15 protein-coding genes are annotated in these 13,725 nt (G+C 65.7%); all 15 read right to left on the reverse strand.

The window, feature by feature from the left end; genetic code table 11:
• Positions 1 to 15: 15 nt before the first annotated feature.
• Positions 16 to 810 carry a hypothetical protein gene (locus tag AB5J62_RS26275; RefSeq protein ID WP_370942595.1) on the reverse strand — a complete coding sequence of 265 codons (795 nt, stop codon included), beginning with the start codon at positions 808 to 810 and terminating at the stop codon, positions 16 to 18.
• The gene (locus AB5J62_RS26280) at positions 803 to 1,885 is read right to left on the reverse strand and encodes a hypothetical protein (RefSeq protein ID WP_370942596.1); all 1,083 of its coding nucleotides are present in this window, start codon (positions 1,883 to 1,885) and stop codon (positions 803 to 805) included. Before AB5J62_RS26280 ends, AB5J62_RS26275 begins: the two co-directional genes overlap by 8 nt.
• Positions 1,882 to 2,910 (reverse strand): hypothetical protein, encoded by a 1,029-nt coding sequence (locus tag AB5J62_RS26285; RefSeq protein WP_370942597.1) that lies wholly within the window; start codon positions 2,908 to 2,910, stop codon positions 1,882 to 1,884. The genes AB5J62_RS26280 and AB5J62_RS26285 overlap by 4 nt, the downstream gene beginning before the upstream one ends.
• A 24-nt stretch (positions 2,911 to 2,934) precedes the next feature.
• The gene (locus AB5J62_RS26290; protein ID WP_370942598.1) at positions 2,935 to 3,870 is read right to left on the reverse strand and encodes a hypothetical protein; all 936 of its coding nucleotides are present in this window, start codon (positions 3,868 to 3,870) and stop codon (positions 2,935 to 2,937) included.
• A gap of 6 nt (positions 3,871 to 3,876) precedes the next feature.
• Positions 3,877 to 6,114 carry a phage tail tape measure protein gene (locus AB5J62_RS26295; protein ID WP_370942599.1) on the reverse strand — a complete coding sequence of 746 codons (2,238 nt, stop codon included), beginning with the start codon at positions 6,112 to 6,114 and terminating at the stop codon, positions 3,877 to 3,879.
• A 10-nt stretch (positions 6,115 to 6,124) separates the two neighbouring features.
• Positions 6,125 to 6,280, reverse strand: coding sequence for a hypothetical protein (locus AB5J62_RS26300; protein WP_370942600.1), 156 nt, complete (start codon positions 6,278 to 6,280; stop codon positions 6,125 to 6,127).
• Between the two features lie 14 nt (positions 6,281 to 6,294).
• Positions 6,295 to 6,546, reverse strand: a complete 252-nt coding sequence (locus AB5J62_RS26305; protein WP_370942601.1) for a hypothetical protein — start codon at positions 6,544 to 6,546, stop codon at positions 6,295 to 6,297.
• A gap of 12 nt (positions 6,547 to 6,558) precedes the next feature.
• On the reverse strand, positions 6,559 to 6,951 hold the full coding sequence (locus AB5J62_RS26310) for a hypothetical protein (protein ID WP_370942602.1): 393 nt from the start codon (positions 6,949 to 6,951) through the stop codon (positions 6,559 to 6,561).
• A gap of 71 nt (positions 6,952 to 7,022) precedes the next feature.
• On the reverse strand, positions 7,023 to 8,018 hold the full coding sequence (locus AB5J62_RS26315; protein WP_370942603.1) for a phage tail tube protein: 996 nt from the start codon (positions 8,016 to 8,018) through the stop codon (positions 7,023 to 7,025).
• Positions 8,019 to 8,030: 12 nt separating this feature from the next.
• A complete protein-coding gene (locus AB5J62_RS26320) occupies positions 8,031 to 8,468 on the reverse strand; it encodes a hypothetical protein (RefSeq protein ID WP_370942604.1) in 438 nt (145 codons plus the stop codon).
• Positions 8,469 to 8,473: 5 nt separating this feature from the next.
• Positions 8,474 to 8,848 (reverse strand): hypothetical protein, encoded by a 375-nt coding sequence (locus tag AB5J62_RS26325; RefSeq protein WP_370942605.1) that lies wholly within the window; start codon positions 8,846 to 8,848, stop codon positions 8,474 to 8,476.
• Between the two features lie 104 nt (positions 8,849 to 8,952).
• Positions 8,953 to 10,680 carry a phage major capsid protein gene (locus tag AB5J62_RS26330; protein ID WP_370942606.1) on the reverse strand — a complete coding sequence of 576 codons (1,728 nt, stop codon included), beginning with the start codon at positions 10,678 to 10,680 and terminating at the stop codon, positions 8,953 to 8,955.
• 5 nt (positions 10,681 to 10,685) lie between these two features.
• The gene (locus AB5J62_RS26335; RefSeq protein WP_370942607.1) at positions 10,686 to 12,041 is read right to left on the reverse strand and encodes a phage portal protein; all 1,356 of its coding nucleotides are present in this window, start codon (positions 12,039 to 12,041) and stop codon (positions 10,686 to 10,688) included.
• A gap of 3 nt (positions 12,042 to 12,044) precedes the next feature.
• The gene (locus AB5J62_RS26340; protein ID WP_370942608.1) at positions 12,045 to 12,284 is read right to left on the reverse strand and encodes a hypothetical protein; all 240 of its coding nucleotides are present in this window, start codon (positions 12,282 to 12,284) and stop codon (positions 12,045 to 12,047) included.
• A 12-nt stretch (positions 12,285 to 12,296) separates the two neighbouring features.
• A complete protein-coding gene (locus AB5J62_RS26345) occupies positions 12,297 to 13,682 on the reverse strand; it encodes a terminase large subunit domain-containing protein (protein WP_370942609.1) in 1,386 nt (461 codons plus the stop codon).
• Between the last annotated feature and the right edge of the window lie 43 nt (positions 13,683 to 13,725).

Below are 13,725 nucleotides of genomic sequence, written 5' to 3' on the forward strand. Positions count from 1 at the left end.
AAGCCGGTCGGCACGTCAGTAGCCGAAGTTCCGGGGTGGCAGGGGCCACGCGCCGTATTCGTCAGGGAACACCGAAGGCGTCGAAACGGACGGGGCACCTTCTAGTGCGTGGCGGGCGCTCGTCACGCCTGCACTCGCTGGTTGCCCCTGAAGAAGGGTGCCTTCCGCTGTTGCGGTCGGGTAGGTCGTCAGCGGGGCGAGAAACATGTACTCGGGCTCATGGAACGCCACGGCATAGGTGTTCTCGGCGGGCTGGACCCACGCCTGCAAAACGTTCGCCTGTCCAACGGTGAACCCGTTGGCGGTGGCGTCGGTGTGAATACTGGCAGGCCGCGCGTAAACGGCCTGGTTGGCAGTGGCCTCCGCCCAGTAGCGCACGAGGCACTTACGCAACGCTGAGACGGCTTCGGTGTCTTGCCATTCGTCGAGCGGCATTCCGTGTAACCAAGCGATTTCGAAGACTTGGACGTTGTACGAGTCCGGGTTGCTGTTGCCACGCAACGTGAATGTGCGCGTGGACGTTGTAACACCCCTGAGAGAGGCCTCGAAGCTGAACTTGCATGCGGAAGTTCCGAACGCCTGCACCATGAACCGTGCGACCAACACGGGGTACTTCGGGTTGACCATGCCGCAGGCGTAGATGGTCTGGCGTCCGTCGCGCACGCGCATGTCACGCGCGAATCCGCCGTCACTGGTGGTCAGCCTGTCGCGGTAGGTCACGCTGCGCTCTCCGCGCTCCAGCGCGCTCACTCGGTCGTCCAGGCCCCGGAACTCGGCCGCGAGAGACGGCGGCAAGGTCGGGTTAGCCACTGGTGTCGTCACCTCCGAACACTTCGCGGGGAGCTGCGGTCAACGTGATTTCTTCTGCGCCGGACTCGTTGACGGACACGGAAAGCTCAGTGATGCGCCACATTCCGGAGATCGGAACGAGCCCTGACCCGCCGGTCACGGTGAGCGCGTCGCCAAGGTCGAAGTCGTCAAGTCCTGGTGACGTGTCCGGGTAGAGCGAGATGGACGGCAACACCACGGGTGCCGCGCCGAGCCGGACGCGGGCTTCAGCTTTGGCCTTGAGCGTGTCGTACTCCTTAATGTCCGAAAAGGACTCGACGGCTTCCAGGCGCGGGAAGATCGGTGAAGGGCTTCCGGCCGACGCCCACACCTGATCGGCCCCGTCGCCGGAACCGAGAGCGAACGCGTGCGTGACCACGGACTTGCCGCCGACAGTTGCGGCCGGGATGTCACAGTTGCGGCCCTGTTCCAGCGTGAGGGCGCGGAAGCGGCCCACGGCCGGGTAGTGGACGCGGAAAGTCGTCACCAGGTCGGCGTCTCGCCAAGCGGTGTCGAAGGAGTGGTCAAAGCCGTTGATCACGGCACCGAGTTGCTCGACGGCTTCCCCGATGGACTTGTGCTCTGACTCCTTGTATGTCCTATCGCGACGGACACCGGTCTTCTCGGTGCCGTACTCGATCATCCCGAGTCGAGAGCCGTTGCCGTAGTTGCCCGCGTGCTGGAGCAGTGCCCGCGCGATGTCGGCTTGGTCGGCTTGAGCGAAACGGGTGGTTGCGTGGTAGTGCCTTTCGCGGAAGTACGAAAGCCAGCCTTCGCACTGAATGTCGAGCGTCCCGGCTGCGAAGTCCGCCGACGCATCCCAAACCAGACCTGACCACACGATGCGGCCGGACCGTTCAATGTAGACGGCTGTGGCTCCTCCGGTCACTACGGTCTGCGTGTTTACCCGGGCCACGGTCGGGTTGAGTCCGATTGTGATAGCGGCGGAGCCGGGAGCGTTCAAAGTGTTGGTGTAGCCGAACTTCTCGGCGGGAAGCTCACCGTGGATCACACCGGACAGGACATCGCGGAAGAGGACTCGGTACGTCGCGCTCACGCGACCCCGATGTCTTCCAACAAGAACACGCGCCCGCCACCGCCGGGAAACGTCATGGACGGGTTTCCGTTGGCGGTAGGGGAAGTTCCGAGCGAGTACGTGCCGTTCGTGCTCACGGTGAACGTGGTCATGACCTCGAACACCTGCGCCGTGGTGTTCTCCTTGAGGATGTCCGCGGACTTGATCGCCGGGCTTGCCGTGGTGACGGAAGTGCCAGTGGCTAGGCGGATGTTGCCTGTTCCGTTCGGCGGACCGAGTCCGTCCGCGAAGACGTTGGTGGACCATGTGATCTTGTACTTGCGGCCCACGGACAGCGATGCGGTGATCCGTTCGAGGATGACTTCACCGTTCACGGTGTCGGTGGTCGAGCGCTTGACTTCTGCGATGACGCCACGCGGCAACGTCGGGTCACTCACGCGAACCCATGCCGTGCCGGTGAATACCCAGATTTGGGCGTTCGCCGCGTCAATCCAGAGCTGTCCCAGGCGGCCGACCGCCGGGCGTTCAAGGCCGCTGATCGTCGGGCCGGAGATGACTTGCTGTCCGCCGGTCAGCCGCTTGTCGAAGCCGGACGGGTTGGTGCCCTTCGACGCGGCCGGAACCGTGAACTCCCACACGAAGTACGTGTTCGATGTGGACGGCGGTTGCGGCGTCGCCGCCGGGGTGCCTTTGCGGATCTCCAGCAGCCACTTGCCCGTGTCGGCGGCCGTGGCCGGGGGAATCGGGTACGCAACCAGCCGGTCCACCCGGTCCCGGGTCGCGTCGGCCGGGTCGAGCGTGAGCAGCGTCGCGGAGTTCGCCTCGACCAAGTACACACCCGATTCCGTTGCCGGGGAGGGGATAGCGGCCCGGCCGGGTGCGATCGAGACATCGGAACCGGTGAGCGTGACTTGAAAGTCGGTCGCGGTGAAGATGCCGACCGTTCCGCCGGTCATCTGGCCCAGTAGCCGCCGGACGAGCCCGGCCGGGTATTCGGTGTTGTCACAGAACAGCGGGGGCGAGTCCATTTGCTTGGAAAGCGCCATACGGTGGTGTCCTCCCTGTCGGGGTCACACCCAGCTCGAAGTCCATTCGCACACCAGCTCGGCGCCGTCGCCCGCAGGACCGGAATCGACTCGGAATCCCCGGAAACCGAACTCGGTCAGGCCGGGGGCGCACGTGAGCCAGACATTCCCGGGGCCGGGCGTGAGGAAGCGGGGCGCGGTGCCGTTAAGGAGGACTTCGTGGGTGTAGGTGTCGATGTCGAGCCACTCGCCCCGCAGAAGCGTGTAGCGAAAAGTCAATGACTGACCGGTGCGCAGATTGATGATCTGCGGATCAACGACCGGGCCACGAATAATGAACTTCGGATAGCTCACGGCTGTCCCGGCGTTGAGCACGCGAACGACCCCGGCGACATTGCGCGGCGGCCCGAACTTCAGCGGAAACCGGAACGGCGGCTTGATGCCGCCCCCGGCCGCGTTCGGGTCGGCCAGCGGTGTCCCGGCGTCCAACAGGATCGGGTCGACGATCAGCGGGCTTGCGCAGTACAGCTCGACGGTGACCATGGCCAGATAGTTCGAATATTCGACGTTCACCGGGATGCCGCGCTTGCGGACCCGTGCCGACACGAACCGGACCCCGCCCCCGGCGATACCGGGGAACCGGAACACCAGGGGCGCGTCCGGAGCTGCGGGCGCGAAGGCGGCCGTCACCGCATCCAGCGCTGCGGAGAACTCGGCCGCGTCCCGCCCGTAGACCTCGATCGTGAGCGAGACCGTGCGCGCACCGAGGTAGTCCGTGCCACTCACGTCACCGTGACGGCTCAACGCGGCCCGGTCGGACGTCCGCATGCCCGGGATGTCCAACAGGCCGTCCACGGCCGCCAGGGACAGCGCGGAGTCGGGAGCGCCGATGACCAGTCCTCGGTACTCGATCATCCACTCGGCGGGCACGTCGGCGGCGGCCCGGCGGGCAGCGGCGAACAACTCGGGATCAAGCTGCATCCGGGCTCACCTCCCACCGGTTCGCATGGCCCACGCGACTTCACGCCCAATCGCGTACGGGTCGGCGTTGGTCTGCGCGTACACATTCACGGTCGCGCCGCTTCCGCCTATGCCTGCCGTCGAATGGTTGGGAATTACTTGCGCTCCCTTCGGCAAGAGAACTTGCTCAGGCCCTCGCTCACCAACGGTGTAAACTCCCGACGTCGAAATCGGACCACCCATCGCACGGAAAGGGTTCAGACTCGAAACGAAGGCCTTGACGTCGTTGACGCGATCCTGAATCCATTTGATGCCGTCAGCAACTTTCTTGACAACCCAATCGATCGCACCAGAAATCGCGTTCTTGATAGTGCTTCCGATCGAATCGAAGAATTCTCCGATCGGCCGCCACGCATCCTTGACGGCGCCGACAATCGCATTCCACTTTTCGACGGTCCACTTTTTGATCTCGTCCCAATTTGCGATGATCAGCGCGACCAGAGCGACGACCGCCGCGATAATCCAGCCGATCGGGCCCATAGCCATGACCCATGCGGCGGCCATCTGCGCGCCCCGGATGAGGCTCTCCACCCCGAGTGCGATCCACCCGGCGGTGAGCACGGCGAACGCGGGCACTTGCGCAGCGAGGGACGCGAGAGCTTCCACTTTGGACAGAATCCAGGCACCCGCTACCTGTGCCCCGCCTGCGACCGACTGAATGCCGATGAGCACCCAAGCTGCGCCGAGTGAGGCGAATGTGGCTGCCTGAACCGCAAGGGAGGCGAGCGCCTCGATCTTCGACAAGACCCATGCTCCGGCGACCTTCGCCGACTGGAGAACACTTTGCACACCGAGACCGACCCACAGCGCCGCGAGTTGCACGAGCGTCACGGATTGGACTGCCAGCGATGCCAGTGCCTCCACCTTGGACGTGATCCAGGCAGCGGTTACCTGCGCGGCGGTGACTGTGGCTTGCACAGCCATTGCGACGAGTGCGGGCAGGAAGACGGCCCCAATGACAGCGGCCACGACCGAGAGCCAGTCTCGGTTCTGTGTCACCCAGGCGACGAGCGAGCCCAGCGCTGGAATGATCGTGTCGCGCACAATTTCGGCGACAACGGAGACCGCCGGACCGAACACAGTTGTGAGAAACCCGGCGAGCTTCTCCACGATCGGGAGGACGTACGTCGAGATCACCGAAACCAAGCCCGTGGTCAGTGTCCGGCCGAACGCTTCAAGCTTCGATTGGGCGTTGTCGTGAAACGCTGTGCCAGCTTTGTCGGCCGCACCCGCGATCACGCCCAGACTCGCGGCGGCCGTCTTCGGGTCGAGCGCGAAGAGCGCCTTCTGAAGATCCTCCGACTGTGTACCAAGAAGGTTCGTCGCTGCGGCGGCCTTGGCAACCGGGTCCGGCATGGCTCGAAGTCGTTCTAGGGTGAGGTCGAATGCTGCGGCTGACTCGGCCCCTCCGGCGGCGAAGTGCTGCGCCATTTCCTGCGCGTTCAAGCCAAGTGCTTTAAACCCTTCAGCTGTCCCCTTTGTACTTTCCTTAGTTCGGATTACAAGCTCTTTCATGGCGTCGGCGACCTTGTCCGCGTCACGTGCTCCGCCGCGAAGACCTTGGGAGATAAGCCCTGTGGCCGTCGTGGCGTCGATGCCCAGTTCGCGGAAGAACGTCGAGTACTCGTTGATCGTGTCGAGAAAGTCGCCGGACTTGTCTACGCCGTTCTGAAAACCGGCGGTGATGACATCGAACGCTTCGTCTGCGCTCGCCACGAGCCCGGTCCGCAGAAGTTGCCCAACGGCGCGGGTCACCCCGCCTAGCTCCTGATCGAAGATGGCCGCCGTGTTACTCGCCTTGGCCCCGATGCGCTCAAGGTCAGCCTGTGATGCGTCGCGTAGTCCGTCGATATTGAGGACCACACCGCGAATGGCTTCGTTGATATCGGCCATGGATTCGCCGTATCCCTTGGCGTACAACGAACCTGCGGTGGCCCCGTATGTCTTCGCCTGCGCTGCGGTCGCGCCGAGTTGAGCATTGAGCTTGTCGGATAGCGGCTCTTGCGACAGCGCGTCTGAGATGGCGTTACCGATACCGGCGACCGCGCCGGAGACGACCGCGAACTTGGCGGCAACCCCGGCGACACCGGACGCCACGTTTCCCAGCGAGACACCGAACCCAGAAACGGCTTTGTCGCCGTCGCCAAGTTTCTTGGTGAGGTCGGAGACATCGCCCAGGATCGTGACCTTGATGGGTTTTGCCACGCGGCCCCCTTTACGTCATGACCGGGGTACGGCGGGTTCCCGGTGCGTCTCCGCCTCCCCGGCGGTTGCGGTCTTTGAGGTCTTTGTCCATGGCGGACACCAGCGCGTTGAACTCGTCGAGTCGTAGCGCCTGCAAATCGGTCCACGTGATCCCGAAGTGGGACACAAGCCGCGCCTTGGTTACTGCGCGGCGGGTTCGGTAGGGTCCGGCTTCGCCGGGGTCTCCACTCGGATCTTCAGGTCTCCGGCCTGTTCGATCGTGAAGGCCGGATCTTCGCGGCGCTTGACGACGAACGCCAAGGCGCGAAGGAACTTACCCTTGCGGGAACCGGGTTTGGCCACGGACTCGATGGACGCATCGATGATCTCTTCGACGGTCTCAATCTCGGAAATGGTCAGCTCGTCGATATCAATCGAGATGTAGTCGGACAAGGATTCTCCTGTCTAGGAACCGAGTGCGCGACGGACAAGCCGGGTGATCCGGTCCCGGAAGACCTCGGTGTACTCGTCGCGTTTCTTCCCGGCGGTGCGGAAGAGGAACGGGTTCGCGCGGATGTGCCGCTTGCGCCATCCGAAGTGGATGGGTCCGGCGTAGGGAACGCTCTTGCCCCGGCCCGCGCGGACGATGGCCCCCTTGACGCTTGCGGACGGCTTCACGGTGCGTGCCAGTCGGCCGGAGCGGTGCGGGGCCGCAGCGCTCGCCGGGCGGGCCACAACGTCGGCGGTGTCCTTGTGTGCCTGCGCAAGTTCCTTGCGGAGGTCGTCGTCCTTGGCGCGGCGGATGGCCGTGCGTAGTTCTTTGAGGCCCTCTACTTTGACCTCGAAGTCTCGGGCCACTGTGGACTCTCCTTGTGGTGTGCACCCCACGCCGGCCGCGGTGACCAGCTGTGGTGTGCACCCCAAGACGGCTACCCGGCGGGCGCGACGGGGGTGGGTTCGGTGTAGATGACTTTCAGCGCGTCCGTGGTGCCCGGGTCGAGAATCCGGAACGGAAGTTCCATCGTGGTCAGTTCATCGATGGACGCTTCGGGTGAGTCGCCTGTGAACTGGATTGCCGGGGCCTCGATCGAGAACGCGGAGGGCTTGCCGTCACTGGCCTTCGTCGCACCCGTGTAGGTGATCCGGGCGGACAGGACCGCGCCCGCGATGAAGTCTTCGTACAGCGCAAGGGTTGCGTCGTCGAATTCCGCTTCGATCGAGCCTTCGTAGGTCGGCACGGCCGCACGGGCGGGAATCTTCTTGAGCGGGTTCTGTCGAACGAAACGGCGGTCGGTCTTCAGGCCGGACTCGGCCGAGATGCTCCACTTGGTCACGTCGAGCGCGGTGTACGCGGACGCACCGGGACGCTTAAGTTCGACGAGCCCGGCCGTCCAGTCATACGGGAATGCAGCGGCCGGGTAGGTCGGAGCTTGTGGGGCCGCGCCGTGTGTGACGGTCTGGAAGTCGAAGCCGACCTTCACCGAAAGCGGGTTGCCGACCTCTTGGGAAAACTCGACCGTGGTCGCTACACACCCGACGTGCCGGAAGGCGACTACTCCGCCGGATGTCTTGGGGCGCACCATTTCGGCGGTGAAGCTTTTTCCGTTTCCTGTGCTCGCCGACGTGAACGTGTGAACACTGGTCTTGCCGACCGTCTTCGTGTCGCGTCGGTCGAACGCGGACGTGAGCAGGGTTGCGGCCCCGGCGTCGAGTACGTCGCACTCGATCTCGCCTTCGCCGCCCATGTCCACGATCCGGCGGCGGTCCGCTCGCGCTGTCTGAAGACCGGTCCGGAAGCCGACGCTTTCCATGAATTCGCGCGTGGTCTTCCAGCTGTCGCCCTTGCCTTCGTAACCGTCCAGCGCGGTTGCGGTGGTGCCGTAGGCCGTTTCCGGCCCCAGGGCGATTGATGCATCTAGCGCCACTCGGGCACCCTCCTATGTGTACATGCGCGCCCGCAGGGACAGGGTTACGTCCGCGATGGCGGTTGCGCCGTTGCCGTTCTCGCCGTTGGTCACGGCAACTCGGGTCGGGCGGACGTCCATGAGCCCCGAGACGCGGAGCGGGTCGAAGTCGTCGAGCACGGCGCGTTCGATCTCGGCGCGCAGCTCGTACGCGGCGGTCTCCGCCTTGATCGGGTCGCCGGGCACGGTGGCCCAGGCCCGGACGGTCAGCTCCGCCGAGATGTTGGATGGCTTGCGGCGGCCCACGGCCATGGCCACGGGCTCGATCTCGGGTTCTACGGTGTCGGTGAACCACACGGCCTTGTTGCGCGCGTCGGCCGGTTCGGCGTAGGCGACTTGAACCCCGGTCCCGGTGAACCGGGCCTTGAGCGCCTCGAACAGCGCGACCTTGGCGGCCAGGATGACGTACACGGCGCTCAGCCCCACGGTGGCCGGACACGGTGCCGGTTCAATACGGCGTTCACCTCCGGCAGGCTCGTGGGCCGCCAGTCGCCCCCGGCTTGGGCAAGGGACACCTGACCGAACTCGCTGGTGATGCTCAGCGCGCGGTCCGGCATCCGCGAGTGCAGGTCTACGGCCCACTGTCGGGCGATGGTCCGCACTGCCCACCGGATGGCCGTAGGCGGGCGCTGCGGCCATGACTGCCCCGTGTACCCCTCGACGGTCTCCACCGCGTAGGCGAGGGCCTCGGACAGGTCGGCGTCGGTGAACACGTCTGTGTCGGCGAGCCCGTCCAGCCGCCGCAGCTCCGGCAGGGTCGCGTACTGGTCGTTGGTGGCCAGGTCATGCACCCCCTTCTTGTGGTGTGCACCCCAAGCCATGCCCGCGGCCGGCTCGAGTGCTCACGTGGGGTGTGCACCACAAGCGGCCGGGGCATGGCAAAGGCGGGAATGGGTCAGGCAGCAGCCGGAGCGGGCAGGGTCAGCAGCGCGGTACCGGACGCGTCGGTGAGCGTCCCGGCGGCCCGCTGAACGAACTTGAAGCTGACCAGGTCTTCCGCGAAACGCGCTTCCGTCGAGCGGGCGACGCGCAGCGGCCCGGCGAAGCGGGTCACGAAGCCGCTCAAGTCGCTCAGGACAACCTTGGTGTTGTCGTTGTCGAAGCCCGCGTCACGCAGGACCGGGCGGCCCATCAGGGTCAGCGACGAGCCTTCCGAGATCGAGCGCATGAGGTACTGGCCGTTGTTGTCCTTGAGCTTGCGAAGCCGGGAAATGGCCTTGCGGCCCATGATCCACGAGGCCCGCTCGGCGGACGCGGTCGGCAGGTCGAAGAACAGGTCAATGACCCAGTCCGCCGCATCGGCTTCCTTGGTCAGCTTCGTCGGGGTTTCCTTGATGACGATCCCGGCGAGCAGTGCCGCGAGAAAGTCCCGGCCCATCTGGTCGGCCAAGTTCGGCCCGGCGTCGGCCGCCAGGAAGCCCACCAGGTCCACGGCGTCGTCCTGGACGAGCTCATAGCTCAGGTGGCTGAGGTAGCCGTACTTTTCCGGGGTGTTGCTCACGGTGTCGGTCTGCGGGTAGTTCTCCGGCAGGGCCGCGCCTTCGGCGGTCTTCGTGGTCGGTCGCACCGGGCTCACGCGCGGGAAGGTCAGCTTCTCGCCCGAGGTGGTGGTGATCGAGCGCGCGCCTCCCCGGACCACGTTGGACCGTTCGGCGATGATCTCGATGAGCTGCGTGTAGAGCGTCTCGGTCGGCACGGCCTTGCCGGTCTGCTTGTTCGCGGCGTCCACGGTCACGCCCATGACCGCGCGGAACTCGGCGGCCTCACCCGGCGCGAGGCTGCGCAGGGTGGCATTGTCGCTGACTCGCTCGGCGGTGGCGTTCTCGGCCTGCGGAGCGCCATGCGTGAGCAGCTCCAGCGCAAGCGCGCGTGCCTCTTCGGTGCGCTGCGCGTCGACCAGCGCGGCGAAACGCTCGTCGAGCTTGTCCAGCGCCGCGAGAACGCGGGCTTCGGTGTCGGCCGCGCGGTCGGCCGCAGCGGCGGTGAGGGCGTGCTCTGCGCGGGCGCGCTCTTCGGCGGTCTCGGCAAGTTCGGTGGTCGGCAAGGTGGTGGTGTTCCCCTTCGGTGCGGTGGGTGCGGCCGTCGCGGGTCGCGTGTGGGCTTGCTGTGCGCTGCGGGCTTCGTCGAGCGCGCGCAGCGCTGCGGTGGTGTCGGGGTAGGCCGGGTTCGTCACCGGTCCCAGCTCGACGACGTCGATACGGCGAAGGGTGCGGATGACGTCGCCGTCGGGGGTGTCTGTCCATTCCTGGTCAGAACCGGGGTCTTGAAGGGAGAACGTGAAAGAGCTACCGGCGACGACTCCGCGCCGGATCAGTTCGGCGACGTCACGGGCGGTGCTGGTGTCGGGTAGGTCGATCTCGTACCAGCCGCCTGTGTCGTCTTCACCCGTGCGCAGCCCTGCGCCGGTTCGCGCAAGGGGAGCGTTCGCGTTGTGGTTGAACGTCGCGAGAAGTTCTCTACGCTCCAGCGATTCCCGGCCTGCTCCGCGTTCGATGCGTTCCCGGAACCCGCCGAGGTCGTGGGACAGCGCGCCGAAGACGTAGGCGTAGCCGCGAATGGTGATGTTCTCGCCTTCAGACCGCAGCTCGACCGGGCGCGCGTAGTCGCGCCGCTCGGTGCTCAACGGGTCTAGGGCTCCTTGGTGTTCTCGGCGGTGTCGTCGCCGTTGTCGTCCGCCTGGTCGGCGGGGTCGTCCCCGGTCTCGTCGGGGGCAGGCTGCTCCGGCTCGTCGGCCGGTTCGCTCGCGGTCTTCCCGCCGGAGAGCGACAAAGGCCCGTCCGGGGTGAGCAACGCGAGGTTGAGGGGGAGTTGGAAGAAATCGCCGTACTCGGTGTCCGGCGGAAGGTCTTCGAGCGCCCGAACTTCGTTGCGGGTGTAGATCCCGGACGCGAGCCCCACGCGGTAGGTGTCCATGCGGTCTCGCAGCGAACCGCGCTGAATCGCATCGATGTTCAGCCGCACGAACGCGCGCTTGTCGCCCGTGTCGGCGACGAGCAACGCGGTTAGGGCCTCTTCGATTCGCTCGACCCATGGCCGCGTGGAGTACTGCGCAAAGCTCGTGTTCTGTTCAGACAGACCGCTACCCCAGCTCGTGGAGTTGGTCGCGTCCGCGATCAGGTGCGGCGGAACGCCGAAAAGCCTTGCCACGTCCGGAACCTGGAACTGTCTCGTCTCCAAGAACTGTGCTTCGTCCGGGGAGATCGTGACTTTCTGGAACGTCGCACCCTCGGTGAGGATCGCCAAGCCGTGACGGTTTCCCCGTCCACGGTGGATGTTCCGCCACGTCTGCCGGGCAGCCTTGAGACCGTCTGGGGTCATCGGGCCGGGCACGTTGACGACCGCGCCGGGAAGCGCGCCGTCTGAGAAGAAATCAGCGCCGTACTCCAGCGCGGACAACGCCGAGCCGATCGTGAGGGACGCGGCCGTGAGCGGGGAGACCCCGCGCAGCTCTCCGGCGAGCGGGAGCCCTTGCAGGTGAATGACGTCCTTGGGGTCAAGGGCGCCGACCACATCGGCCGGTTCGTCTTCGCCTGCGACGGAGAGTTGATACACCAGCCGTTTCCGGCCGGAGCGGGTCGCGACGTAGCGCGGCTCGACCATGCTTGCCGGGATCACGTCGAGCGCGACCACTCGGCCGCCGACGCGGGACACGAGAATGTAGGCGTTGCCCTCCAACAGAAGCGACGTCATGATCTGCCCGAAGAACGCAATCCGGCCAACGTCTGGGTTCGGTTTGATCAGCCAGTCCGGCGCGGGCATCACCCGGCGACGGCCACCGATACGGCGGTACGCGTCCACGGGGAGCGTCGCTATCGCGTCGGTGAGCAGCCGCACGCAGGCGAAGACCGCACTCACCTTGAGCGCGGTCTCTCGCGTCAACGGCTCGTCGGCCGGGGCGTCGGTGCCGAACAGCTCGCCCGTGGTCGTGGCCTTGTCGACCGTGACCGGGGCGGAGCGTTTCTCAATGAAGCCAAGGAAACCCACGTGCTACGCCCCCTTCGACTTCGCCACGCACACCGCGCCCGCGAGCGCGAACAGCCCGCCCGTGATCCACCCTGCGGGGCCGTAGATCTGCGCTACCCCGGTCGTGACGGCCGAAGCTCCGCCGGTCGCGAGGATCTCCGCCGGGCTCGCCTTCCACGTTTTCTGAAGCCACGCGCCGGTTTTCTGCGCGCGGGTCTTGGTCTTGGAGACCGCGCGCTTGCGGGTCTTGACAGCTATGAGCACAGCGGCCCCCTTTCACCACACGTCGTCGTCGAAGTCGTCCCACGGCTTGGCGTCCACCAGGAACCCGTCATGCGTGCGCCGTTCCTCACGGAAAAGCTGCGCACGGTGAAGCGCGCCGATCAGGCACACGGCCAAGTCGATTTTTCGTTTACTGCCCGCAGATTCCTTGTTCAGGCGCGGACCCCGGGTGTCTTCCCGGACCACCGCGTTAGACAGGTGCCGGGCTAGCGCCGGGTCGCCGGAGTGCGTCATCCGGCCCTCTACGATCACTTCGTAAGCGCCCTGTGTCGCGGGCACCATGCGCGCAAGGCTGTTCGTAGGGAACTCGACCACGGGCAAGCCCTCTTCGGCTAGCTCTTGCATGGCGACTTCCCACCGGTACGGGTCGCCCGGGACTTCGGCCACGCGGTACGTCGAGCAGATATCCCGGATGCGTTGCTTGACCTCCGCGAGCGGGGTACGCCAGTGCGGGTCATCGGGCGGAGCTTCCCAGTGCCCCAGCACTTCCGCGTGCAGATCGTGCAGGCGTACACCGACAATGCCGGTACTGTCGCCTTTCCATGCCGCGTCAACGAAAGCCACGATTTCGTCTCGGGGCTCAAGCCGTTTGTCCGGCCGCGCGAGTGCTTCCCATGCTCCGTGAGGAAGCCACGTCGAGCCGCCGCGCACGAACTGATTGAGCCTGTACATGCGGAAGTTGGCTTCCGGCGTCCGCTTACAGCTCGCGTCGAAGTCCTCGTGGTTCATGATTTCCCACGACGGGTTACAGCGGAGCCACACGGCCGGGTCGCGGTGATCCACGGTCTCGCCGGGCTGGACTCCATACCAGCGGGACCAGAACGACGGGTCGTCCTCTTCGCCGGAGATCACGCGGCGGCCGTGCTCGACCATGTCCGCGAACGGACCATCAGGCAACGGCCCCGCCGTCGAGATCACCAGGAACAGCGGTTCGTTTCGTTGTGCAGAGCCAAGAGTGAGCGCGTCGAACAAGTCGGAGTTCTTCGCCTGCGCGTACTCGTCCATCACGATGAAGGACGGGTTCAACCCCTGCTGAAGACCCGCGTCCGCCGACACCGCCTTGAAGCGCCCGCCGGTAGCGTGGCAGATGATCTGATCACGTTGCACGGTGCAGATCTCGGACAGCAGCGGAGACATGCGCACCATGCGCGACGCTTCGGCGAACAAAAGCCTTGCCTGGTCGCGGGTGTTGGCCGCGCAGATCACTTCCGGCGCTGCGTCGCGGGTGTCCGCGCACAGGTGGTACAGCGCGAGCGCTGCGGCAAGTTGCGTCTTGCCGTTCTTGCGCGCGATGCCGAGAACGGCCGTGCGGTGCTTGCGGCGACCGTCCCGGTTGAGTGTGTAGATCTCGTCAATGTCGTCGCGTTGCCATTGCAGCAAGCGGAATGGCTGCCCGAGATACGAGCCGCCAAGGGTCAGGTGT

This window comes from Amycolatopsis sp. cg5 (genome assembly GCF_041346955.1).
Lineage (GTDB): Bacteria > Actinomycetota > Actinomycetes > Mycobacteriales > Pseudonocardiaceae > Amycolatopsis.